We start from the raw sequence: 25503 nt of genomic DNA on the forward strand, positions 1-25503 counted from the left end.
GGTCGGCGTGGACTTCATCCTCGAAGAGTGGACCAAGCAGTTCCAGAAGGATCAAGAGCTGACTGCGTTGAACGACGCCGAGGCATTCGAGGCGTTCGCCGGGTACTGCGTGCTCAGCGCCTACCACGAGGATGACTTCAACCCCGACCAGTTCCGCATGGGTGGAGGCGATGATCTCGGCATCGACGTCGCCGCGGTCGTCGTCAACGGCGACCTGCTCCGTGACGCCGACGAGGTGCGGGACGCGGTGGGGAAGGCCAAGCAACTGGATGTTCGTTTCGTGATCATCCAGGCGAAGCGCAGCGAGAAGTTCGAGACCAAGGTCTTTACCGATCTTGCTGACAATCTCGTTCAGGTGTTCAGCCGTGGATGGATGACGTACAAGCGGTCTCAGGATGTCGCCAATCTGCGCGCATGTGTAGACGCTGTATACAAAGACGTGAGCAAGTTCAAGAAGGGCCTGCCGAAGCTGTCGATCCACTACGTCTCCACAGGCCGGCCCGGCGACGGCCTCCTTGAGGAGAAGCGGATCGCCGCGGCGAAGCGGCTGCGAGAGCTTGACATCTTCGAGGACGTAGATGTTGTCGCGGTCGGCGCCAGCCAGCTGCGGGAGCTCTACAAGAAGGCGTCGGAGGCGGTTGGTGCGAGCTTTACCATGCCGAAGAAGCTGCCACTGCCCAAGATTCCGGGCGTTGAGCAGGCGTTCCTTGGCGTGCTCCCCGCACGGAAGCTGGTTGAGAGGATCTTGACCGATCCCAACGGCGGGATTCGCAAGGTTCTGTTCTACGAGAACGTCCGCGACTTTCAGGGCTACAACTCAGTTAACGCTGAGATCCGCCGCACCCTTCAAGACCCGGATCGTCGTGGGCGCTTCGCGGTCCTCAACAACGGGATCACGATCGTCGCGAGGGAGCTGACGACAGCCGGCGAAGAGGTCCACATCCGCGACTTTCAGATTGTCAACGGCTGTCAGACCTGTCACGTGCTGTTCGACCAGCGAGAGAGCCTCTCCGACGGCGTGCACGTCAACGTCAGGCTGATCCAGTCCAACGATGAGGACGTTATCGGCGGGATCATCGCAGCGACCAACCGGCAGACGGCCGTCACCGAGGACGACCTTGCAGCACGAGAGTCGTTCCACAAGAAACTGGAGGACTTCTTCGCCGCCCAGCCGGAATCGCGCCGGCTGTACTACGAGCGGCGGTCCCGCCAATACAGCGGGGAAGCCAGCGTCGAGCGGACCCGGGTCATCACCCGGCCTCAGCTGACGAAGGCTTACGCGGCGATGATCCTGAACGAGCCCGCCGGCACCGGCCGCTACGCGCGTTTGAAGAGCAAGCACGAGAAGATGCTGTTCCAGCCTAACCATGACCCCCTCGTCTACTACACGGCAGCGGCGGCCTTCTACCGGCTCGAGTGGCTCTTCCGCAACAAGAGGGCATTCTGGGGTTACCGGGCCGCGCGTCATCATCTGCTGGCCGCGCTCAAAGTCCGGCTGGTGGGGACCGGGTCCCTGCCTCCAGGGGCTGGCGGGAAGAACGTCTGCGACAAGATCCTTCAGGTGGTGTGGCACCCCTTGGAGTCGGAGCATCACTTTGCTCAGCTGCTCTCCGTGGTCGTCACGGCTCAAGTGGAAGAGGAGAAGGAACGGGCGGGCGTCCAGCTGAGCGATCTGGTTCGTACAGAGCGCTTTGCCGAGCGCGTGCGTCGTGGGGCGCTCGAGCTTGCGTCGTAGGCTTATGCGGTGTCTCGCTCATACCTGTTGATCCTCGGCGACCGAGACGCCATCGGCTGGGTGCTTAGCGAACAGCGGATGGCCTTTCCCGCCACCCCGCGGGCCGAGGTGGCGGCGCTGGCCGCAGGCGACCGACTGTTCCTCTACGCGACGCGGGGCGCGTGGCGGAATCCGACGCGGGACAGGGGCCGGATCATCGGGACGGCGGTGGCACTGAACGCGGCACGGTCCCTCGACGAGCCGGTGGAGATTGCCGGACGCCGGTTCTCCTCTGGCTGCAACCTGGAGATCGATGGGCTGGTGCCGTATCCGGGCGGCGTGGAGCTGCAGCCGCTAGTCGAGCAGATGGCAGCCTTCCCCAAGCCGCAGGCGTGGAGCGTGTACCTCCGCCGCGCCCTGTTGCCTCTACCGACAGTAGATGTCGCGCTGCTGGACCGCACGCTTGGACCGCAGCTCACCTCTCGCGAGCAAGCTTTGTCGAGCTATCCGTCAGCGACGGCGGCAGAAGTGAGCTAGGCGCTCCCACCCAGCCAAGCCACAGACCATCACGAGCGCGGGTCATGGCGACGAACAATTGCCGGCGAAGCAGAGCTGTCCGCTCCGCGTGCGACTCGGCGTCCTCGCCGCGGCCGGGACGCTCCCGGAGGCCGTCGGCGTCGAGCCGCGGCAGGAAGATTCTCTTGAACTCCAAACCCTTGGCCCGTTGGTACGTGCCGACCTTGACGAGAGTTGTGGGGGTGCCGTCGTAGTCCTCTAGCCGTTGGGCCGGCAGGCCCAGCGAATCGATCAGATCGGTGTAGTGCTGGGCGAGTGCGTGGGTCGGTACCAGCACGGCGAGGTCCCCGATCCCGGTTCCCTCCCCGATCGCCGACTCGACCGCCTCGGCAAGGGCCAGATCATGCTCCTCATCTGATGCGTTGGCGGAGAGCACAGGAGGAGCTCCGGTGCGGGACAGCTCTACCGATCGCAGACCTGTCTCTGGCCGCTCGCCGCCGTCGTCGAAGTGGTGGCCGGCCATGAGTGCTTGGGCTGCCTCGTAGACCTGACGCGTATTGCGGTAGTTGTGGGTCAGGACATGGGAGCGCCCACGTACCTGAACGCCCACCGCTGACAGGTTGAATCCGCCCGGATAGATCGACTGCTGGCCGTCGCCGACTAGCAGAAGCCCGTTGGGGCGGTCCCCGACCAGTGCGTAGAGGAGACGCAGGGCAGCGTCGGTCAGGTCTTGGGCTTCGTCGATGATGACCGCGTCGTACTCGGAAGGATTGCACCGCGCCACTTCGTGTGCCTTGAGAAGCACGTCGGTGAAGTCAGCTGCTCCCCGGTTTGCCAACTCCGACGCGTACTCGTCGGCCAGCCGCCACACCTCGGCGCGGAGATCCCTGGAAAGCGGAGTCCCTCGCCCGTTGCGTTCGAGTGCGAGGTACGAGTCCAGGTCCGGCAGCGCACGGCCACGGATTACCCAGTCGACCTCCTCTCGCAGGTAGGCGGAGCTCAGACCGGCTCTCTTGAGAGGGCTGGCGGCGGTGACAACACGAGACTGCGCTGCTCGCCAGGCGTTGTTGGTGGCCTGCTGGTCGACCCTGATCGGCTTGCCGTGCCGGTGCAGGTACTGAAGTGCCCAACGGTGCACATTGGCGAACTCCACCAGATCCCGCTCGGGCTTGGCGAACCGGGCGAAGATCTGTTGGTACACCTCGGGCAGGTTGCGGACGTAGGTGGTCACCAGCACCCGCTTGCCGAGCCGCGCTAGCGCTCGGGCGCGGTGCAGAGCCACGACCGTCTTTCCCGTTCCCGCAGCACCCCGGATCCGTGCCGGCCCGCTGTATGTCCGCTCCACCAGGTCCTGCTGAGCCGGATCGAGGTAGACCATCCAGTCCTCGATCGGCTTAGCCAGCCAGTCCGCAAGCCGGTCAGCGGGCACCGGCACGAACTCCGGGCTGGTCTTCGGGGTGCTGAGCGCGTCGACTAGCCGCTCGTCCACCGGAGCGGGTGGGCCGGCCACGAGGGCTGGCTCTTCGTCGACGACCGGGGAGGGCGTCTCCCCATTTGGGTCGCCGTACATGGCCAGGTTCATCGCCATTTGCCAAGCGTCCGGCCGCATGTGCGAGTCGAGCGATGTCAGGTCCATGTCGACGTTCAGCCGTCGAAGAACCTTGATTTCCTGGGGCGCGAAGCCGAAGGCGGCAAGCTCGGCGTCGTTCCAGGCCATGAAGAGTCGCCCCTCGTCGGCCCGGCGCTGGGTGTACGGCACCTGCTGCCCGGTCTCAGGGTCTTCGTCGATAACCCGAAGCACGTTTTGTGTGTCGTCGATTTCGAGCCGGAGGCGCTCTGCACGTCGGTAGACGGCATCATGCTCGCCGAAGAGCAGGAGCACGATGACGTTCCCGACCCGGCGCCAGATGAGCCGGTGCCCCTGGTTCGTCACATAGGAGGTGAACGTGTCCTGCTGGGCCTTCTTGACGGCGTGGGTCTGGAGGCGCGGGTTACCGAAGGGCTGCATCGCCAGCTCGGTGAGAGTCTGGGACAGCGCTGCGAGAACCTCCGAGCGGTTCTGGTACCGCTGAACGCAATCCTTGAAGGTCGGCGTGTATCGGTGGTCGTACATCGCGCTCCCCGTGATGTCGGATTGCATCTTGGACTGCAGCCTACCCAAGCGTTGATCCTCGGCGTACTCCCGAATTGATCAAGGCCGCCAGGAATGACCACACTCCCGTAGGTCGCAGCGTCCCCCGTGCCGCCTGCCCAGGTGGGAAAGCGACGCTGCGAGCGGCCGACCTGCCCCGAGGAGCTGATCAAGGCAGGCGGGACGTACCCGTGGCCGTGGGCATGACGGGGCTGGCGGCGTATTCGATGGAGGCGTTTGACCGGCTCGGGCCGGCGGGGATGCGCGGCGCGGTGACGGGCTGGCTGCGCCTGGTGGCGGCGGACGCGGAGCTGGCCGCGCGTACCGTCCCCACGGCCTGGTGCCGCCCCACGAGGCGTCGATCGGCGACGCGCTGCACGCCGCCGTCGCCCGTCACGTCCATCCACATGGACGGACCGTGGCTACCGGCTCGACGATGTCGACGCCCTGCTGCACCGGCTCGCCTACAAGCTGGGGGAGCGGTCCCGCCAACTCGACCGGGTACGCCCCGAAAACCAGCGGATAAAGCATGCCCTCTGCAACTGGCAGGCCAAGCATGCCGCAACCCGTCGCGACAGGTGAGCGGATTCATGACCCGTGTTTCTCATAGGCGCTGAGCTGAGGAACCCACTATGTGGGTAAAGCCGGTTGAGCTGTTGCTCAGGCGAGCACGATGCGTGCCTTCTTGCTCGGCTTCAAGGTCATCACCTTGAACGGGCAGCTCTTGTCCGTCAGCAGGGCGTACGCCTTGATGGCGCGTTCGGCCGCGTCCCGAGCTTGGTCCGCGGGGGTCATGCCCCTACCTCGGTTACGGAAGAGTGCGCCGTAGAACGCCGAGCAAAAGACGCCACTCTCGTGCCACCCGATGATGGCGGAGGTACCGATGTACGTCACCTCTCCCTGTAGGCAGTCCCGCACCGCCTTCTGCCACACGCCGGTGCCGGTCTTGCAGCCGTCCGCGATGATGGCGCCCGTCGAAATGCCTTGGCCCTGCTCTGCCGCCACTTCCCCGAGCTGCTCGAGGGAGATATTGACCTTGCCATCCGAGCTAGTGAATGTTGGCGTCACACTGTGATCGCCATGGGCCATGACATGCAGGACGTCGCACGATGCGGTGAAGGCGGAAAGCACAGTGTCGGGGTCGCGCGACCGAACGAAGTCGATGTCCACGATAGGCTCGTCGCATCCGGCGTTGATGTTCTGCAGCGTCGACTGTACGAAGGTCATCGCCGCGTCGAACGATGAATCCAGCCCGAGGTCCAGCAGGCTGACTCTTCTAGGCTTCATCCGGCCGTCCTCCCCAGGCTGCGGCCGCAAGTCGGCGCAAAGACCGACCGTACGGGCCGATCCTGGCCGTGTCGTTCCGGAAACCGCCTCCTGACCCCGCCCCTTCGGCGCAGATCGATGTCGGTTCGGTTGAGCGGGCCGCTCAATGGGGTCGAAGCATGCCTATGCTCTCAGGATTCAGGCGAGGCGGCGGCCGGGCCAGCCGCGTTTGGCGAGTTCGGGGGGCATGCGGTGGTCTTCAACGTGGGCGACATCGTTGCCGTGCAAGCCGACGTCAGCCGGATAGGGCCGGTCATTGAGGTCCTCCAGAGCGTCGATGGGTTCGGCCGCTATCGCGTCTTCCACGAAGCGGGAAGCATGCGCGAGTACGCGGAGGACCAGCTGGTGCTCGCAGCGGCGCAACAGGAGGCAACGGTTGGCGGCCTGTCTCCCGAGGAGTTCCGAGCCCGCCTGGTCGCCGCCCGGCTCAGTCACCCGCTCACCGATCATGTGTATTCGCTGCGGGCAGCGCGGATCAAGTACGTGCCGTTTCAGTTCCGCCCGCTGCTGCGCCTCGCCCGCGCCGACGAGCCGCGGCTGCTCATCGCCGACGACGTCGGCGTCGGTAAGACGATCGAAGCCGGCTTGATCATGAAGGAGCTGGCTGCCCGACAGCCGCTGGACCACGTGCTCGTCCTCTGCCCCAAGGCGCTCACGGTTAAGTGGCGCGAAGAAATGCGCCGCTTCGACGAGGACTTCCGGGTGCTCGACTCGTCGAGCTTGCGCTACTGCCTCAACGAGGCTCACCTGGACGGCGCCTGGCCCGAGGAGTACCGCCGGGCAATCGTGCACTATGAGCTCTTTGCCCGCACCGCATACCTGAAAGGGGATGCCAAGCGGAAGAAGGACAAGGGCCTGCGCGAGCTGGACCCGCCGCCTACCTTTGACCTGGTGATTGCCGACGAGGCACACCACCTGCGTACGCCGGGCACGAACTCGCACGAGCTCGCCGAGTACCTCAGCGAGATCAGCACCGCCCTCGTCCTGCTCTCGGCGACACCGGTGCAAACGCACGCCCGGGACCTGTTCACCCTGCTCAACCTGCTACGCCCCGACCTTTTTCCGGACCGGCAGACGTTCTTCGAGGTCGTCGAGCCCAATCGACACCTCAATGCCGCCGTACGGGCACTGCGCGGTGGCGCGCCCGAGGCCGCCAAGGAGGCGCTCAAGGCGTTGGACACCGCGGCGTACACCAGCTGGGGCCGGCAGGCGATCGCAATCGACCCCCGGTATGACGACGTGCGCAGGCGTCTGGACGCGGCCACCTTGACGACCGACGACCGGGTCCGCTGCGTGCGCGAAATCGAGGAGCTGAACACTCTCGCGCCACTTGTGAACCGCACCCGCCGACGGGACATCGGAGGATTCACCATCCGTGAGCCCCACACCGTATCGGTGCCGTTCACCCCAGTGCAGCGCCAGTTCTACGACCGCCTGCTGGAAGCCCGTCGGGACCAGTTGCTCACCCGCTACAACCCGGTCGTGGTCCGACTGATTCTCGACACCCTCGAGCGGCAGGCGTCGAGCTGCCTGCCCGCCCTCGCTCGACGCATCGTGGCGGCCGGCGAGCCGGCCATCACGGATCTGACCGACGCCCCCGAGGCCCAACCGGACGACGATCCGCCGAGGCTTCCCCTTCCGACGGACCCGGACCTCCGTGAGCTGGCCCGTCAACTGCCGCCGGACGATCCGAAACTCGAGCGGCTCCTCCAGGCCGTCCGCGACGCCCGCGACGTCGACGGTCCCGGAAAGCTACTCGTCTTCTCGTTCTTCCTCGGCACCCTCGATTACCTCGCCGAGCACCTGACGGCGGGCGGCGTCCGCGTCGGGGTCGTCACCGGACGCGTGGCCGAGCCCGACCGGCAGCGCCTGCGGGACAGGTTCCGCCTCGACCGGGAAAACGCGGAGGCCATCGACGTCCTGCTCTCCAGCGAGGTCGGCTGTGAGGGCCTCGACTACGAGTTCTGTGATCGGCTCGTCAACTACGACATCCCCTGGAACCCAATGCGAATCGAGCAGCGCATCGGCCGCATCGACCGGTTTGGGCAGCGCAGCCCGAAGGTCCTGATCCTTAACTTCGTGACCCCCGACACCGTCGAGGAGCGGGTGTTCTACCGCTGCTGGGACCGGCTGGACCTCTTCCGGGACACCGTCGGTGACCTTGAAGGCGTGCTTGGCGAGATGACGCAGGACTTGGCGGCCATCGCTACCAGCCCGAACCTGACGCCCGAGCAGATGGAGGAGCGCGCTCGCCAGCTCGCCGACAACGCCGTCCGGCTGGTCGCCGAAACCCGGGGCGTCGAGGACGCGAGCCAGGACCTGCTTGGCCTGGACGACAGCCTCACCCAGGATCTCGACGCCCTCGTCGAAGAGGGGCGGGCGGTCACCGAACAACAGTTGGAGGAGCTGGTCCGCGCGTACCTGACGCGGCCCCCCGTCTCCGGGCACCTGGACCGGCTGTCCGAGGACGGGTTGCGGCTCCGACTGCCTCAGTCCGCTCGGTCAGAACTGCTCGCCGCCATCAGCCAAAATGAGGCGAGGCTCGGCGGCGGCCGGCCCGTCCAGCAGCTGCGCCACTGGCTCAATGAGAAGGACAACGGCCTGCGGCTGACCTTCTCCGACGAGGCAGCCAGCCGAGATCGGTCGATCACCTTCTTGACCGCCACCCATCCGCTCGTTCGCCTCGCGGTGTCGGCCCTCGCGCCCGCTCAGGAGCAACAGCTGCGCGCGCAGCTTCGCGTCGTCGATCCGGCTTTGCCGGAAGGCCGCTATGTCTTTGCCTGCGACACCTGGGAGACGATCGCCGTGCGGCCGGAGTTCCGCACCGTGTCGTTCGTCGTGGACGCAGCCCGGCTGACGGCCAGCAAGATCGTGGAGCGTCGCCTCTTTGCTCTGCTGGCCAACGCGCTGCCCGGGAGTGACGGATCCGCCATCGACCTGCAGGGCGCGGGAGCGGCACTTGACAGCTACGCCGAGCAGCGTCGCCGAGACGCCGCGAGGGAGGCCCATGCCCTCAACCAGGTGTTGCTGGCCCGCCGAACCGGAAGCCTCGAAGCTCACCACCAACGAGCCCTGCAACGCCTGGACGATCGCCTCATCGACGAAACCGAGCCTCGAATGCGCACCATGCTCACGGCACAACGCGCACGCGCCGTGCGGAAATTCGAGAAGCGCCGTGAGCAACTGGAAGAACGACGTCGGGTCGACATCGTCAGCCATCGGATCGCAGAGGGAGTGCTGACGATTAGCCATGCCAAGTGACTACACCCGCATCCGCGAGGACAACATCCGGGAGTACGGCGAGGGCACCCGCCACCTGGACTTCCTACAGCGGCTGTACGCCGACCGCACCCACTTCATCTTCGAGCTCCTCCAGAACGCCGAGGACGCTGGGGCATCGCGGGTCACCTTCGCGCTGCACGCGGATCGCCTCGTCGTCGAGCATGACGGCCGCCCGTTCAACGAGCAGGACGTGCGAGGCATCTGCGGAGTCGACGCCTCCACCAAAACCGGCGAGCTGACCAGCATCGGCAAGTTCGGCATCGGCTTCAAGTCCGTCTACGCCTACACCCGGTCACCCGAGGTGCACTCCGAATCGGAGCATTTCCGCATCCAGCATTACGTCCGGCCGGAGCATGCCGAGTGTCCGGCAGACCTGGACCCCGACCTCACCAGATTCGTCTTTCCGTTCGATCGCGACGACGCGTCTTCGCATACCGCGCACAGCGAGATCGGTCGTGGCCTTGAGCGCCTCGACCCCGTCGCGCTGCTCTTCCTCGGGCACGTTGGGGAAGTCGCGATACGAGGGGAACGTGGCGTGACCACGCTTTCCCGCGACGCGCGCGGCGGGCGGTCACCCGACGTAGAGCTGAAAGTCCACGAGAACGGGCGGGTGACCAAGCACCAGTACTGGCGCGTGTACCGCCGCCCTCTCGACCACATCGGGCACCCGGGTCAGCGGGTCGAGGTCGCATTCAAACTGACCGGTCCCGGGCCGGATGCCCTGGTCGAACGCGTTCCCCGCGCGCCATTGGTCGTCTACTTCCCGACCGACAAGCCGACCGGGCTCGGATTCCTGCTGCAGGCGCCGCTGCGCACCACTCCGGCGCGGGACAACATACCCGAGCACGAGCCGGACAACGCGACGATTGTGGCGGAAGCCGCGCAGCTCCTGGTCGACGCTCTTGAGGAGATGCGTTGTGATAGTCGGCTCGGCCTCGACGTGTTCGAGGTGCTTCCCGTCACGCCGGAAGCATTCCCCGAAGGCTCGCTGCTACGACCCCTCTTCGACGCCCTTCGCGATGCCGTGCAGACCCGGCCCCTCCTGCCGATCGCGGGCCCGATGCGTCACGCGCCCGCCTCGCGGGTACGCCTCGCGCGGGTGCGGAGTATGCAGGAACTGTTGACACCAACGCAGCTAGGCGCCCTGACTGGCGTGGCTGAGAAGCTGTACTGGCAGCCGGAGCAGTTGACCGAAAACCGAAGCCCCGCCCTGTGGAGCTACCTGCGTAACACCCTCGGAGTCGCCGAGGTCACTCCTGAGTGGGTCGTCTCCCAGCTCAGCACCGGATTCCTGGCGTCGGCCGAGGACGAATGGCTGATCCGGCTGTACCGCTTTCTCGCCCAGAGCCCCGCCCTGTGGCGTGAGCCGCGGGGACACTGGGATCGCCCAGGACCGGCCCGCACCATGCCCCTGATCCGCCTGGAGGACGGCCGCCACGTCGTGCCGTTCGGCTCCGACAACCGCCCGCGGGCCTACCTGCCCAGGGCGACGCCGTCCAGTTTCCCGACCGTCCGGCGGGCGATCGTCGCCGACCAGGATGCGCGAGCCTTTCTGCAACGTCTCGGTTTCACCGAGCCGAACGCGGTGGACGAGGTCATCATGCACGTCCTGCCGCGGTACCAGGGCTGGACCACGTCGGGTGACGAGGACCAGCATGACGCTGACGTGGCAGCCATCCTTCATGCCCTGCAGACCGCCGGCGGATCGCGACGGACGGACCTGCTGAAGGAGTTGCGGGAGACGGCCTTCCTGCTGTGCCGTTCGGCGGACGGGACGACCTACTCGTATCAGCGCCCGTCCATCGCCTACTGGCCGGACCCCGACCTCGAACACTACTTTCTGCCGAGCGAACACGGCTGGTTTCTCCACGAGCGTTATCAGCGGTATCGCCGCCAGCTCAGCGAATTGGGCGTGGCGGACCGCGTTCGATTCTCCCTGCGTCCGACCAACCCGCAGGGCCACGTCGTCATCTGGAACTTCCACAGCAACCATCGGCGCGGCCTGCACGGGTTCGACCCGGACCTGAACATCACCGGACTGGACGCCGCCCTGGCCAGCCCCGACCAGGAGCGATCGGCGTACGTCTGGAACCAGCTGTTGTTGCCGCACGCGAACCGGCTGCGTGGGGTCGTAGAGTCATCGAGCCGGCAGGACTACTCCAACAGCGAGCGGGCTGACACGACCTCTACGGCGCTGGAGGTGGCCGCCGCGCACGCGTGGCTGCCAACGGAGGACGGCTCCTTCGTCGAGCCTGCGATGGTGTCGCTCGACGACTTACCGGACGATTTCACACCCAACCAGGCCCTTGCCGATGCTCTTGGCCTGCGCACTTCCACCATCGAGCAGGCGAGTGCTGAATTCCATCTGCCAGTGGACTTCCTGCAATTCGTCCGCAAGCACCCGGAGAGGGCCGCTGAGATGATGCAGCGCCTCCGCTACGAGTGGCGAGCCGTCGACGACGCCGACAAGAAGGTTGGCGCTGGCCTGACTCCCGCGGGTTATGCCGACGCGCTGCAGGGTGCCTTCGACAAAGCCCCGGTACCCGCAGAGTCCCGGGTCGACCTGCCGTCCACCTCCGGGACGGTCCAAGCCCCTGCCATTCGACGGCAGCGGACCGCGGAGGCCATTCTGCAGGACTTGACGGATGAGCCGGCGCCACGAGATCGGTTCCGCGTCCTCGGCCGCAAGGTCTGGGACGACAAGGATCCTGCGGTACGCCAGTTTCTGCTGAAGCAGTACGACGGCCGCTGTCAGATCTGTGCCGCCACTTTTCCCAAGCGGGACGGAACTCCGTACTTCGAGGTCCTTCGCCTCGTCTCGCACACAGCGGCCGCTTGGATCGACCGCCAGGGCAACGCGTTGTGTCTCTGCCCGACCTGCACGAGCAAGTTCCTGCATGGCCACGTCGCATCCGAGGACCTGCTGGAGCAGCTCCTGCAGTGGCGCACGAGCGCCGAGGGCGGTTCGGACAACGGCCTCCGGATCGAGCTTTGTGGTCAGCCAGTCGTCATCCGCTACACGGAGAAACACTTGCTCGATCTGCAGGAGATGGTCACCATCGCGGGCGCTTAGACGGCAGGTAGCCCCAGCCGTACACCCTGGGGGCTGTCGCCTGCTGGCTGGGCCGCTGCGAGGTCCGCGTACAGGAGACCGACAACCCGGAGGGTACGAAGGAAACCCTGGTCCTGGCCCTGAAGTCGCGCTTCAACCGGCACGTGCCCAAGCCTCGCCGTCCCACCGGCGCGGGGATTAGCGGCACCCTGTGCACGGCGGACCGGACCAACGGCCGGGTAGGGCGGGCTTGCCCTGGTCGGCGACGATGCCGGTGGAGGAGGGTGCCATGACCGAGGCGGGTGTCGGGTTCAGCGGCGCGTTGGCGGGCGCCTACCGGCCGGCGCTCCGGCACGGCCTGCTGGTGGTCGGCACGGACCTGGTGCTCTGGTCCGCGCTCGTCCGCACCCGCGTGCTCGGGCGCGTGCGGCCGGACCTCGGTCACCCGGCCTTGCGTGCGGTGCGCCGGGGGCGCAGCGAGCTGAACGATCCGGAGCCGCCGCAGCGGAGCAGGCTCGCGCCGGGCTTCGACGAGGACATCGCCCTGCTGACCGAGGCGGAGTTGCGGGAGGCCGCGTATCGGGGTGCGGACTTGGCGCGTGCCCGTGCCATGAGCAGCGGGCGGCGACCGCCGCTGCCTGCCTTCACCCCGGGTGTTCGACACGCCGTCTACGAGGGACTGCACGAGGGCGCCCGGGCGGGCCTGAGTGTGGTCGGGCCCGCCCACCTCACGGTCGGGCTGCTCACCGTGCCCGACGCTGCGGCCGTCCCTCTGCTGACCCTGATGGCCGGCAGCCGGGCCGGGCAGCGCGCTGTACGAGGAGGTACGCCGCGCCGCCCGCCAGCGGCCGGTCACCCGTCATAGCGACGCGGCCGATGATCTGGCCGGCCTCCGCATGGTGCGGCCCCACCGTGCGCCCGGAGCCGCGGAACCGTTGCGGCTGGCGTTTCTCTGGCTGGTTACCGAGGTGGCGCTGCGCCGTCCCTACCGCCGGCACGGCGCCCGGTACGGCCATCCGATGCTTTCGCTCGTCGAGCAGCGGGCGACCGTGGTGGCGGTACGCGCCGGCGACGACGTGGTGACCAGCGCACACCTACTGGTGGCGTTGTTGATGATGCACGACGAGCTGGTGCGGGACGGGCGCCCGCTCCGGTCGGACATCCACCGGTGGAATCAGGGGGGTGGGATCCTCGCCCGGCACGGTGCCACGGCCCGGGCCGCCGCTCGCGCCCTGGCCGACCTATCGCCGGCCGATGACGAGCGGCGGCTCGAGGGCCTGCCGGATCAGGGCTGGCACCAGCCTCGGGCACCGTTCGCCGGGCCCGCCCACGGCCGCAGCGAGCTGACCGCGCTACGCGGCGCCAGACTCGCCGCCTTCCGGCGCGGCGACCCGTACGCCGGCACCCACCCACCTGGTCGTCGAGCTGCTGGCCGACCTCGCCAGTCCGGCAGCTCGGCTGCTGCGTCTGATCGACGTCGACCCCGAGGCCGTACGTGTCGACGCCCAGCGCCGCCTGCCCGCGATCGACTGACCGGGCGCCACAGCCGCTCCCCAGCCCCCAGTGGGCGCAGCCCTTGCCGCCCCCAACCCTGCCGGTCACCGGCCGCCATCTCGGCGACCTTTAGCATGGGCGACGGGCTGGCTGACCGTTCAGGGACGGGCGTGACGATCGAGTTCGACGAGGTCGAGTGGCTACGCCGCAACAACGCGGCGTGGCGGCTGTTGCGCGCCGACCACGCCGCTCTGGTGCTGAGCTTCCTGGGGCGGGTGTTCGTCGAGGAGAACGTGCGCTCCATCTCTGGCGTCGAGCTGACCGCGCGACTGGAGGACGAGCTGTTCGCGCTCAACGAGCGTCTCGGCGCGGGCACCTTCCCGCGCGCCGCCAAGTCGTACCTTGACGACTGGGCGCAGCCGGAGGTCGGCTGGCTGCGCAAGTACTATCCGCCCGACTCCGACGAGGTGCATTTCGACGCAACTCCAGCAGTGGAGCGGGCGCTGTCGTGGGTGCAGTCGCTGCAGGCCCGGTCGTTCGTCGGTACCGAGTCCCGGCTCAACATCGTGCTCGAGCTGCTGCGGCAGATGGCCTACGGCGCGGAGACCGATCCGGACGCCCGCCTGGCGGAGCTGCAGGCGCGCCGCGACGCGATCGACGCCGAGATCGCCAAGGTGCACGCCGGTCAGGTGGAGGTGCTCGACGGAGCGGCGCAGCGCGATCGGTACCAGCAGTTCGTCGCCACCGCTCGCGGGCTGCTCGCCGACTTCCGCGAGGTCGAGGCGAACTTCCGGGCGTTGGACCGGGCGCTGCGCGAGAAGATCGCCACCTGGAGCGGCTCGAAGGGCGAGCTGCTTGACGAGGTCGTCGGCAGCCGGTACGCGATCGCCGACTCCGACCAGGGGCGCAGCTTCCACGCCTTCTACGACTTCCTGCTGTCGCCCCAGCGCCAGCAGGAGTTCAGCGACCTGCTCGCCCGGGTGCAGTCGTTGGACGTCATCGGGGCGGCGGACCCGCGCATGCGGCGCATCCACTACGACTGGCTCGACGCGGCGGAGCGCACGCAGGCGACCGTTCGGCTGTTGTCGGAGCAGCTGCGCCGGTTCCTCGACGACCAGGTGTGGTTGGAGAATCGTCGGGTGATGGACATCCTGCGCGACATCGAGGCGCACGCGCTGGCGCTACGCGACCGGCCGACGGACGCCCTGGTCTGCGAGCTCGACGCGCCCGCACCGCAGATCGTGCTGCCGATGGAGCGGCCGCTGTACCGGCCTCGTGCGAAGCAGTCGCTGGACAGCACGGTCGACGCCGGGGAGACCGACGTCGACATCTCCCGGCTGTTCGAGCAGGTGCATGTCGACCCGGTCCGGCTGACCGACGCCGTACGCGCTGCGCTGCGCCGCAGCTCGCAGGTGTCCCTGCCCGACGTCCTGGCCGCCCGCCCGCTGGAGCAGGGCCTGGCGGAGCTGGTGACGTACCTGTCGCTGCGCGACTCGGGCTTCGACGTCGTCTTCGACGAGGACCGGCGGGACCAGGTGCGTTGGTGCGACCCCGACGGCCGAATCCGGACCGCTTTCCTGCCTGCCGTCTCCTTCGTAGGCAGGGTGCCCGCATTGGATGGTGTGTGATGGCCGCGACCAGAAACGAGGAACCGAGCCTGTCTGTGGCGGCCGCCCACCTGATGAAAGGTGTCGTCTACCGCGACACGCACCCGGTGCCGTGGCATCACCTGATGCGGCTGCAGGCGCAGGTCCGCGACTACGTCGCGGTACTCGGCCTCGCCGTCGTCATCGACGAAGCGGAGGGGTACGCGTTCCTGCGCTCCCAGCCGCGCGACGACGAGGTCGACGGACAGTCCGCGATTCCCCGGCTCATCCCGCGCCGGGCGCTGTCGTTCCACGTCAGTCTGCTGCTGGCGCTGCTGCGCAAGAAGCTCGCCGAGTTCGACGCCAGCAACGCCGACACCCGGCTGGTGCTGACCCGGCAGCAGATCGTGGACCTGTGCTCAGTCTTCCTGCCCGCGTCGAGCAGCGAGGCCCGGCTGATCGACCAGATCGACACGTACATCGGCAAGGTGGTGGAGCTGGGATTCCTGCGCCGCATCGACGACACCGAGGCGACCTACGAGGTGCGGCGCATCATCAAGGCCTTCGTCGACGCGCAGTGGCTGGCGGACTTCGACGCACGGCTGGCGGAGTACGCCGCCGAGCTGGGGGCGGCCCGGTGACCGAGACCCTGATCGGAGAGATCGCGCTGGACGTGCCCTCGACCCCGGCCGGGTTCCGCCTGCAGCGGCTCGAGCTGCACAACTGGGGCACGTTCGACGGCCGCGTCTGGACGCTGCGCCTCGACGGCGCCAACGCCCTGCTCACCGGCGACATCGGCTCCGGCAAGTCCACCGTCGTCGACGCCATCACCACCCTGCTGCTGCCCGCCAACAGAATCTCGTACAACAAGGCGGCCGGTGCGGATACCCGGGAGCGCTCCCTACGCTCCTACGTTCAGGGGCACTACAAGTCAGAGCGCAACGAGAAGACCGGCGCGTCCGAGCCGGTCGGCCTGCGCCGCGGCTCCTGCTACTCCGTGCTGCTCGGCGTCTTCGCCGAGCCTGCCAGCGGAGCGGCGGCCAGCCTGGCGCAGGTGTTCTGGCTACACGACGGCAACCCGGGCCAGCCGGAGCGGTTCTACGTCACCGCCGGTCAGGAGTTCACCATCGCCGGCGACTTCGCCGACTTCGGCTCCGAGATCAGCCAGCTGAAGCGGCGGCTGCGCCAGTCCGGCGCCAAGGTGTACGACCACTTCCCCGAGTACGGCAAGGACTTCCGCCGCCGCCTCGGCATCGCCTCTGACCAGGCGATGGAGCTGTTCCACCAGACCGTCTCGATGAAGGCGGTCGGCGACCTCAACGACTTCGTCCGCCACCACATGCTGGAGCCGTTCGATACCGGCGACTGGATCCGCCGCCTCGTCGAGCACTTCCAGGACCTGACCAAGGCGCATGAGGCGGTGGTCAAGGCCCGCCAGCAGCTGGCCGCGCTGAAGCCGCTGCTCGACGCCTGCGACGCCTACGACGCGTACGGCCAGGCGATCGGCGAGCTGGACGGGCAGCGGGAGGCGCTGCCGTACTTCTGCGCGCGGGGCAAGGCCGAGCTGTACGCCGCCCGGGTCACCGCGCACAACGACGAGCTTGCGGACCTGCGGGGGCGGCTGGGTGCCGCCAGGGCCCGGCTGGCCGAACTGGACACCGAGCGGCAGCGCCTGGAGCTTGAGCGCGCCGGGCACGGCGGTGACCGGATTGCCGAACTGGAACGGCAGATCGGCGACGCCGAAGGCACCCGCGACGAACGACGGCGCCGGTTCGAGAGGTTCACCGGACTGCTGGCCGAGGCTGACCTTCCGCCGGTGGAGGCGCTCGAGCAGTTCACCGCCCGGCAACGCAAGGTCACCGACGAGCTGACCGCCGCCGAAGATCACCGCGTTGTGCTGCAGAACGACCTGACCGACGCCGCGGTGCTGGTCAAGGACCTGCAGCAGCAGGCGGGCGAGGTCAACGCCGAGCTGCGCAGTCTGCAGGAGCGGCGCAGCAACATCCCCCGCCGCAACCTGGACCTGCGGGCGCGAATCTGTGCGGAGTTGGACCTGCCCGAGGCGGCGCTGCCGTTCGCGGGCGAGCTGATCCAGGTCCGCGCCGACGCGACCGACTGGGAGGGGGCCGCCGAGCGGCTGCTGCGCGGCTTCGCGCTGTCGATCCTGGTACCGGACGAGCACTACCCGACCGTCGCCGGCTGGGTCGACCGCCACCACCTCGGTGGCCGGCTCGTCTACTACCGGGTGCCCGCGACCCTGCTTCGACAGGCGGAGCCGCTGCCGGCCGACGCGGACCGGCAGCTGTTCGCCAAGCTGGAGTTGAAGGAGTCGCCGTTCCGGCCCTGGCTGGAACGCCAGCTGCGCCGCCGCGCCGGCTACGAGTGCGTGCAGACGATCGAGGAGTTCCGCCGCGCCGAGCGGGCGATCACCAAGGCGGGCCAGGTCAAGGACACCGGCGGTCGGCACGAGAAGGACGACCGGAACCGCATCGACGACCGCAGCACGTATGTGCTGGGCTGGAGCATCGAGCTGAAGATCGAGGCGCTGCTGGCCAAGGCGCGCGGACTCACCGCAGACCAGGCACGCGCGGCGGCGGCCCGCGACGCCGTCATCAAACGGCTCGACACCCTCAACCGCCGACTCGGCGTGCTGAGCAAGCTCGTGGGGTTCACCGACTTCACCGACATCGACTGGCAGGCCTCAGCCCAGCGGGTGCAGCGACTGCGGCAGGAGAAGCAGCAGCTCGAACGCTCCTCCCGTGAGCTGGAGCGGATCACCACCGAGCTGAGCGCGGTGACTGAGCTGACCCGCACAACCGAGGACGAACGCGACGCCCTGCAGAACAGTGTCGGGCAGACGGAGGTGCTCCTGAAACAGGCCGAGCGTGGCCTGCGGGACGCCGAGGAACTGCTGCGGGAGCCGGCGGCGCGGGAAGCGGAACGCTGGTCCGCGGCGATCGCCGAGCTCGCCGGCGACACTGCGCTGCCGAGCCCCGAGGACTACGACCGGCTGCGGAGCGTCGCCGAGGATCGGCTCACCAAGGACCGCAACGAGGCTGCCCACCGGCAGGCCCTGGCCGGCAACCGGGCGGTACGGGCCATGGAGGACTTCCGCAACACCTACCCGGTAGAGGCCGCCGAGTTGGACAGCTCGATGCAGTCGGCGCCGGAGTACCGGGCGATGCATGACCGGCTGGTCCGCGACGACCTGCCGCGCTTCGAAACCGAGTTCAAGACGTACCTCAACACCAACACGATCCGCGACATCGCCGGATTCCACTCACAGTTGCACAAGCAGGCCGACCTCATCCGGGAACGGGTCGACACCATCAACCGGTCGCTCGTGGGTATCGACTACAACCCCGGCCGCTACATCCGGCTGGAGGGCAACCGCACGCCCAACGTAGAGATCCGCGACTTCATCAACGACCTGCGCGCCTGCACCGACAACTCCCTCGCCCGCGACGACAGCGACCAGTACTCCGAGCAGAAGTTCCTGCAGGTCAAGCAGCTCATCGAACGGTTCCGGGGCCGGGCAGGCTTCACCGACATCGACAAGGCGTGGGCGCGGCGGGTGACCGACGTACGCAACTGGTTCGTGTTCTCGGCCTCGGAGCGGTGGCGGGAGGACGACAGCGAGCACGAAACCTACAGCGACTCCGGCGGCAAGTCAGGCGGGCAGAAGGAGAAGCTCGCCTACACCATCCTCGCCGCGTCCCTGGCTTACCAGTTCAAGCTCGACCTGACGACCGACCGTGCCCAGACCTTCCGCTTCGTCGTCATCGACGAGGCGTTCGGCCGCGGCTCCGACGAGTCGACCCGGTTCGCACTCGCGCTGTTCCAGCGGCTCGGGCTGCAGCTGCTCATCGTCACCCCACTGCAGAAGATCCACGTGATCGAGCCGTACGTGTCCGCCGTCGGCTTCGTCGACAATCCGACCGGCAGCTACTCGCGGCTACGCAGCCTCACCATCGACGAGTACCAACAGCAACGCGAGGTGCACCAGTTGGCTCACCTAATCACGGTCGAGGAGTGACCGTGGCGGCACGGCGCTGGTCCACCCCGTCCGACCTGCTGACAAAGCTGCGGCGACGGTGGAGCTCGGGCGAGCTACTTGCCGCGTACGCGCTGCAGCGGTGGGAACCGATCGTGGTGCCGGTGCGCGCGCCGACCGGGGCCGAGCTGGCCGAGGACTTCGGCGCGGCCCAGGACTGGCTCGCGGCGTGGAAGGCCATCGACCCGACCCTGGTGCGGCTCGAATGGAAACGCGTCGGCGGGCGACTCGTCGGCAGCAACGAGGTGCCGCACCGGGCCGTCATCGACAGTCCTGACCAGGTATGGAAGCTGCTGCGGGTTCGGCGGCAGGTGGAGACGTTCGCGGGGCTACTGGACACTACGCGGCGGGCCGCGCCCGTTCTGGTCGAGTGGATGACCGCCGAGCCGATGAAGGTTCTGGACAACGAGCAGAGCTGGGTCCGCCTGGTCGAGGTCGTGCTCTGGATCGACCGACACCCCACGACGGAGCGGTACGTGCGGCAGATCGACGTCCCCGGCGTCGACACCAAGTTCATCGAACAGCACCGGACCATCCTGGCCCAGCTGCTGGACCGGCAGTTGACACCCGAGCGGATCGATCCGGCCCAGCCGCCGGCCCGGTTCGCTGAGCGGTACCGGTTCCGCAGCAAGCCCACGTACGTGCGGCTGCGTGCGCTGGACAGCCCCGTCTCCGCGGCGTTCGGCCCGTTCAGCGAGGTGACTGTCCGTCTGGACGAGCTGGCCAGCACCCCGCTCGCCGTCGCACGGGTACTCGTCGTGGAGAACGAGACCACGTACCTCGCTCTTCCGCCGATGCCCGGCACGGTCGCGGTCTTCGGCGGCGGCTACGCGGTGCGCGCGCTGGCGCCGCTAACCTGGCTGCACGACCGGGAGCTGATTTACTGGGGCGACATCGACACCCACGGGTTTGTCATCCTCAACCGGCTCCGCCAGGTCTTTCCCCACACGACGTCGGCGCTGATGGATGAGGAGACGCTGCTGCGCCACCGGGCGCACTGGGGCCGCGAGGCGGCCCCAGTCACCACGGAGCTCGCCCACCTGACGCCCGCAGAGTCGCAGTTGTACCGCGATCTGATCGCCAACCGGTACGCGCCCAAGTTGCGGTTGGAGCAGGAGCGAATTCGGTTCAGTGCCGTGGAGCGAATGTTGACCGACTGATGGAGGCCCGTAAATTGCCCATCTGCCGTCAGCCGCCGCCGTGTCAGGCCGGGCGGCTCTGTCGGTAGGGTGGGCCGTCATGCGGATGGTCTACACCTCGGCACCGGACGACCTCTTCATCTCCGCCCGCCAGCGCCTGGTCCGGCGGTTCGACCGCTGGGCCCGACGGCACCGCCGGCCCGTCAACCTGATCGTCGTCGAGGCGCTGCTCGACCATCGCTGGTCCGACGGTGACGGCCTGCTCGGACGGTGGCAACCCGAGGACCTCGAAGAGGCGCTACTCGACTGGTTTCCCCGCCAGGTGACGTTGCCGCCGGACCAGTGGGCCGGCGTCGCGCCGACCGTACGCGCCTTCGTCGACTTTCTCTTCGACCAGGACCTCGCCGACCGGCGCTGCGCCGACCGGCAGTTGCTGCACGCCGCCCTGAACAAGTTCGACGCACCGTTCGCCGACGCGATGGCGGACCAGAGCCGGTACGGACTCGCGAAGTTCTGGACCACCCGGATGCTCCACGAGGGCGTCGACCCCACCGACCAGGTGGCCGCCGAGCGGTTCATCGCTGACCTGCATGCCGGCCGCGTGGCCGTCGACCACGACCTGCTGAACCAGGTGATGACCAACCACCTGCTCGGCGAGGATCCCGACCGGCACCCGCCGCTACCGCCGGTGGCCGTGCCCGACGACGACACGCTCCGCGGGCTGGCCGCCGACTCAGTTGTCGTACGCCGACTGCGGAAACTCGTGCAGTGGCTCGGTGATGGGCGGACGCTGACCACCACCGGCCGGCTGCGGCTGGCCGACGCGCGGGAACTCGTCGCGCTGCTCGACACCGGCGACATCCTCAATCCCATGATCGGCGACCGGGTCTTCAAGACCCGCAGCAGCGACGACCTGTACGAGCTCACCGTGCTGGTCGCCTGGGCCCGGGCCGCCCGCGTCGTACGGGTGGTGAAGGGGCGGCTGGTACCGGTCAAGAGTGCGGCGAAGGTGCTGGCGGACCCGCTCGCGCTGTCCCGGCGGGCGTTCACCGGATTGTTCGAGCTCGGCGAGGCGGTCTGCGGCGGCGGGTGGGCCGAGTCGGTTCTGCGGTGGCGGTTCGACGAGGCGGTGTTCGCCGTGACCATGGCGCTGTTCATCGCGCCGGAACCTCTGAAACTCGACGAGTTGCGGCAGCTCGCCTACCAGGCGGCCTGCGACGGACTGGGGTTCGACCCCGGCACCGAGGAGCAGGAGCGAGGCTGGCGCCAGTTCGCCGACAACGACACCGACCGACTGCTCGACCAGCTGGCCAGGCTCGGCGTGATCGAGAAGGGCGTCACCGCCGCCGCACTGACCCCCTTGGGCGTCGGTCTGCTCGCTGGGCACCTGCGTGAGCTGGGCGTGACCGTGCCGACCATCGACCAGCTGCTGGAGGAGACCGCGGAGGTGGTGGTCGCCACCGCCACCGGTAGCCCGCCAGAAACCGCCACCGCCCTCATGCACGCCTGGTGCGCACGCAACACTGCCACCGCATCGTCCGAGTTGCGCGCGCTGGCCGAGCGCACCGACGACGCCGAGCACCGCCGGCTTGCCCTGGCATACGCCTGAACCGGCGCACCCGACGACCATCGCCGCGTATGGGCGGCCTCCAGGGCGCTGGCTCCGCGACAGGTGGCGCTTGGAACCTTGACAACGAAATCCAGCGGCCCCCGGAGCGCCACTCACTTCCGCCACGCAGGTGCCATCCGCTCGGACATCTCCCGCCAGAACGTCCGCAGCTCCTCCCGGTTGACCGCCTGCCAGTCCGCCCGCCCACCCGACCGGAACCAGCGCCCGACGAGGTCGACCTGATGGGCGCAGAAGGCCTCGTCCATCTGGTACGGCAGCTCGTCCCCCTTCGGCGGCAGCGGGCACAGCCGGAACGGGCAGTCGTCGATGCAGGTGGAGCCGGGTTGGACGTCGTTGGCCTGGCGGCGGCTCAGGGTGACCCGCATGGCGCTGCGGTCGATGGTGAGGCACGGAGGCAGCTCGGCGCGGCTGGCCCGGCTGAGCCGGCGCGCCCGCTCGGCGTTGTCCTGTCCCCGGTCGGCGAGGTTGAGCAGCAGCATCACGTCGGCCAGCAGCCGTTGGGCCCGTGGTTGCAGCACACCCCAGCCGTGCGACGGCGGCAGCCAGGAGTCCTGGAGCCGGCGGATCTCGGGCTGCGGGCTGACCGTCCCGACCCGCCCGACGATCTCCCGCTCGTCCACCCAGCAGTGCCGCTCGGGATGGCGGTCGATGAGCGCCTCGACGCACAGGTCCGCGACCTCGAGGACGAGTGGGTGGGCCGTGCCGCTGCCGGGCTGTGGGGCGTGGTTCCCGCCCCCGGCGATCGAGGTCCAGAAGTTGACCAGCCCGCGCGGGTCCGACCCGTGACCCCGCTCGCGCAACGTCTCACCGGGATCCCGGGGCAGGGCCAGCAGGGTCAGCGCCTGGATGAGCACCAGGTGGGAGTACCAGAAGCGGGAGTGCCGCAGCGCCTTCTCCGCTTCCTCGATCAGGATGCTGCGGTGCGCCGGGTACGCGCGGCAGTTGGCCGCCAGCCGGAACCCCTGCGCGAGCGTGAGCTCGTAGACACGGGCCCCGTCCGAGGCGTCGGTGGCCAGGCGGTGCACCCAGCGTCGCATGGTCTCCCGGGCCACGCCCCGCCAGTCCGGTTCGCCGGGGGCGTGCTCGCCCTCGGCGAAGAGGAACAGCGATGGTGCTATCCAGGTCCGCATCTCCTCCAGGCGTTCCCGGCTCAGGACGTCTGCCGCCTCAGGAGGCTCGTCGAGCAGATCGCGCAGCGCGCGGACCGCCGCGTTGCCGCCGCTGGCGATCTCGCGGGCCGCGGCCAGCCGGGGCAGGTACGACGACTCGTCAGCCATCATCTGGACCAGCTGCCGGTACTGCGGCTCGGGCTGCTTCCCCCCGGTGGCCTCCGGCGGCCGGTTGCTGAGCTGCCGGGCCGCGTCACCGAACCGGTGCACGAGGGCGATCTTGGCGTCCTCGAGCGGACGGTCGGTGACCGAGCCGTCCCCCTGGAAGTTGGGCCAGGCGTCCCGGATCGCGTCGGCCAGTTTCCGGTGGACCGTGTGCCCGGTGGCGGCGTCGATCTCCAGCGCGACCGCGAACATCTCCAGAGCCCGGGTGCGGTTCCGCGTCGCGGTCGCCGCGGCACAGAGCCGCTGTACGAGGATGACCGACCGGTCCCGGGTGACCTTCGCGTCCTCGGCGCCCGTGGGGAGTCTCACGGTCTGCCAGACGGCGTCACCGAGGCGGTGCAGCTTTTGTCGCAGGGAGGGTGGCTTGCGCCGCCCGTCCAGCCGTTCGAACGCCCCGCCGCTGCGGCTGTAGAGGGTGAGGGCCGAGAGCAGCTCCCGTCCGGGGCCGTGGTTGCGGGTGAGGGCCCGCTCCAGGAAGGCGTCGTCGCGCATGGCGGCGGTGAGGAACCGCGATCCGAGGTACGCCTGGATCACCCCGTGCTGGAACCGCACCCCGTCCTGCCGCTTCACCACGATGTTGAGCGCGTCCCCGGTGGTCTCGGCCAGCCCGATGTCCTGCGGGTTGTCGGCGCTCAGCTTGTGCAGCCGGGCCCGGAGCTCGGCCAGGATCCACTGGCGACCGGCGTCCTCGGTGCGGTCTGCGCCGGTGAGTGCGGTGGTGCGCACCAACGACTGGTTGTCGCGCAACCCGATGCAGGCGAGCGCGGAGAGCACCTCGATCGCGTCGGACCGTTCGGTCTGCGGCATGCCGTAGTCCTCGTACAGGTCCCCGGCGATGGTGGCGTCGTACCACTCCTCGAGCAGACTCCAGCGCAGCGCGGATCTACCCGGGCCCGCCGGCTCGACGCGGTCGAGGCGGTCGACCTCGTGAAGCTGGCCGATGACCCGCAGATAGAACGGCGCGCCGGCGACGTCGGCAGCCTTGACCAGCCCGGCGATGCGGTCGGAACGGTGTCCCGCGTCCGAGCGACGGCTGCGGGTCTGCACGTACTCCAGGGCGGCGCCCTGGGCGAGCGGCTCCAGCTGCAGCATGAGCGCATCCAGCGCGCGTAGCGGATCGGCGGGGCGCGACGCGACCACCAGGGGGAGACGCTCGCGGACCGCGCCCCGGATGGCCTCCCGGAGCAGGCTGTCGCGGTCGGCGGGTTGGGCGTTGTCCGCGAGTACCTCCTCCAGGCCGTCGGCGAGCACCACGATCCGGTTCTCCAGCCAGAGCCGCCGCCACACCTTGTCGGCCTCTCCCGCGGAGTGCAGCTGGGTGTCGATGGTGCGCTCGAATTGTGCCTGGGCGAGCTGGTGGAAGTTCAGCTGTTCCGGAGCGGTGACGGTACGCAGGTCGATCCCGATCGGTACGACGTCGGTGGCCATCAGCATCTCCGCGAGGCGGACCAGCGTCGTCGTCTTGCCGGTGCCGATGCCACCCACCAGCAGCAGCGGACGCCGGCTGTGCTCGTCGCGGAGCCGCTGGATGATCAGTGCGCACAGTTCGTCCCGACCGACGACGTCGACCCGGCTGATGTCCCGTTCCGCGGTGGGTATCACCATCCGGCGATTGCGCAGGGCATTCCGGTCGTACCAGCGGCGAACCCGGAGATACCGCCAGAAGAGGAAGACCGCGAGGCCCAGCGCCACGACCAGCGGGCCCTTGACGAAGCCCTCCACCTGCCCGCAGTAGTACGACCTCGGCGGCTGTCCCGCGCACCACTGCGACATCCGGAGGAAACCGGGCTCCGCGTTGAGGACCATCAGGATCAGCGAGTAGACGGTCCACACCACGAGTGTCGCGGCGGTGGCGATGATCGCCCACCGCAGCCCTCGATGGTGCCGCCAGTCCATCCGGTGGTCGGGTCGCTGGTCCCTCTGTCGGCGCAGGTGCCGCTCGGCCTGGCGTTCCCGACGGGTGCGCCACCTGCGCCGGCGCTGGCGTAGCCACAGCTCGGCCGCCCAGACCGGACCACGTCTCGGCCCGCCCATGGACACCCCCATGATCGGCATGGTCGGCTACCGCACGGAGGCGCCGTGCCTCCTCGCCTACGCCCCACGCTAGTTCCCGCTCCCGCAGGTCAGTGCCCGCTTCCGGCATTCTCGCGGCGCGGCGGCGGCAGCGGGCGGATCAGCCGCCGCCGCGCCCCGGACGGCGCTGCGCCGGGACCAAGAGTGGGCGTGTGCGAGCCGGCTGACTGCC

The 25503-nt window shown here is 68.6% G+C and carries 14 protein-coding genes; 10 read left to right on the forward strand and 4 right to left on the reverse strand.

The genetic code is table 11. From position 1 onward, the window contains the following. Positions 1-7: 7 nt before the first annotated feature. A complete protein-coding gene (locus V6U89_RS00470; protein ID WP_334568561.1) occupies positions 8-1735 on the forward strand; it encodes an AIPR family protein in 1728 nt (575 codons plus the stop codon). Between the two features lie 9 nt (positions 1736-1744). After that, a complete protein-coding gene (locus V6U89_RS00475) occupies positions 1745-2251 on the forward strand; it encodes a hypothetical protein (protein WP_334568563.1) in 507 nt (168 codons plus the stop codon). Here V6U89_RS00475 and V6U89_RS00480 read toward each other — a convergent pair. The 3 genes from V6U89_RS00480 to V6U89_RS00490 form a co-directional block, all read right to left on the reverse strand. Further along, positions 2190-4370 carry a UvrD-helicase domain-containing protein gene (locus tag V6U89_RS00480; protein ID WP_334568564.1) on the reverse strand — a complete coding sequence of 727 codons (2181 nt, stop codon included), beginning with the start codon at positions 4368-4370 and terminating at the stop codon, positions 2190-2192. The genes V6U89_RS00475 and V6U89_RS00480 overlap by 62 nt on opposite strands. A gap of 160 nt (positions 4371-4530) precedes the next feature. Then, the gene (locus V6U89_RS00485) at positions 4531-4770 is read right to left on the reverse strand and encodes a hypothetical protein (RefSeq protein ID WP_334568566.1); all 240 of its coding nucleotides are present in this window, start codon (positions 4768-4770) and stop codon (positions 4531-4533) included. Positions 4771-5021: 251 nt separating this feature from the next. Beyond that, on the reverse strand, positions 5022-5648 hold the full coding sequence (locus V6U89_RS00490) for a hypothetical protein (protein ID WP_334568567.1): 627 nt from the start codon (positions 5646-5648) through the stop codon (positions 5022-5024). A 231-nt stretch (positions 5649-5879) separates the two neighbouring features. On the opposite strand from V6U89_RS00490, the gene V6U89_RS00495 reads away from it, so the two are divergent. The 8 genes from V6U89_RS00495 to V6U89_RS00530 all read left to right on the forward strand — a co-directional run bounded on the left by V6U89_RS00495 (position 5880) and on the right by V6U89_RS00530 (position 21903). After that, on the forward strand, positions 5880-8948 hold the full coding sequence (locus tag V6U89_RS00495) for an SNF2-related protein (protein ID WP_334568568.1): 3069 nt from the start codon (positions 5880-5882) through the stop codon (positions 8946-8948). Continuing rightward, positions 8938-12042: a sacsin N-terminal ATP-binding-like domain-containing protein gene (locus V6U89_RS00500; RefSeq protein ID WP_334568569.1), complete on the forward strand. Its 3105-nt coding sequence runs from the start codon at positions 8938-8940 to the stop codon at positions 12040-12042. Before V6U89_RS00495 ends, V6U89_RS00500 begins: the two co-directional genes overlap by 11 nt. Before the next feature lie 268 nt (positions 12043-12310). After that, positions 12311-12886, forward strand: coding sequence for a hypothetical protein (locus V6U89_RS00505; RefSeq protein WP_334568570.1), 576 nt, complete (start codon positions 12311-12313; stop codon positions 12884-12886). A gap of 799 nt (positions 12887-13685) precedes the next feature. Then, a complete protein-coding gene (locus tag V6U89_RS00510) occupies positions 13686-15143 on the forward strand; it encodes a DUF3375 domain-containing protein (protein WP_334568571.1) in 1458 nt (485 codons plus the stop codon). After that, positions 15143-15742, forward strand: coding sequence for a DUF4194 domain-containing protein (locus V6U89_RS00515; protein WP_334568572.1), 600 nt, complete (start codon positions 15143-15145; stop codon positions 15740-15742). The genes V6U89_RS00510 and V6U89_RS00515 overlap by 1 nt, the downstream gene beginning before the upstream one ends. Further along, positions 15739-19137: an ATP-binding protein gene (locus V6U89_RS00520; RefSeq protein WP_334568573.1), complete on the forward strand. Its 3399-nt coding sequence runs from the start codon at positions 15739-15741 to the stop codon at positions 19135-19137. The genes V6U89_RS00515 and V6U89_RS00520 overlap by 4 nt, the downstream gene beginning before the upstream one ends. 2 nt (positions 19138-19139) lie before the next feature. Next, positions 19140-20315, forward strand: coding sequence for a Wadjet anti-phage system protein JetD domain-containing protein (locus V6U89_RS00525; protein WP_334568574.1), 1176 nt, complete (start codon positions 19140-19142; stop codon positions 20313-20315). 79 nt (positions 20316-20394) lie between these two features. Then, a complete protein-coding gene (locus V6U89_RS00530) occupies positions 20395-21903 on the forward strand; it encodes a hypothetical protein (protein ID WP_334568575.1) in 1509 nt (502 codons plus the stop codon). A 113-nt stretch (positions 21904-22016) separates the two neighbouring features. Here the strand turns inward: V6U89_RS00530 and V6U89_RS00535 are convergent, their stop codons facing one another. Then, positions 22017-25304: an NACHT domain-containing protein gene (locus tag V6U89_RS00535; RefSeq protein ID WP_334568576.1), complete on the reverse strand. Its 3288-nt coding sequence runs from the start codon at positions 25302-25304 to the stop codon at positions 22017-22019. Positions 25305-25503 lie beyond the last annotated feature (199 nt).

The organism is Micromonospora sp. CPCC 206171 (genome assembly GCF_036906755.1).
Classification (GTDB): domain Bacteria; phylum Actinomycetota; class Actinomycetes; order Mycobacteriales; family Micromonosporaceae; genus Micromonospora; species Micromonospora purpureochromogenes.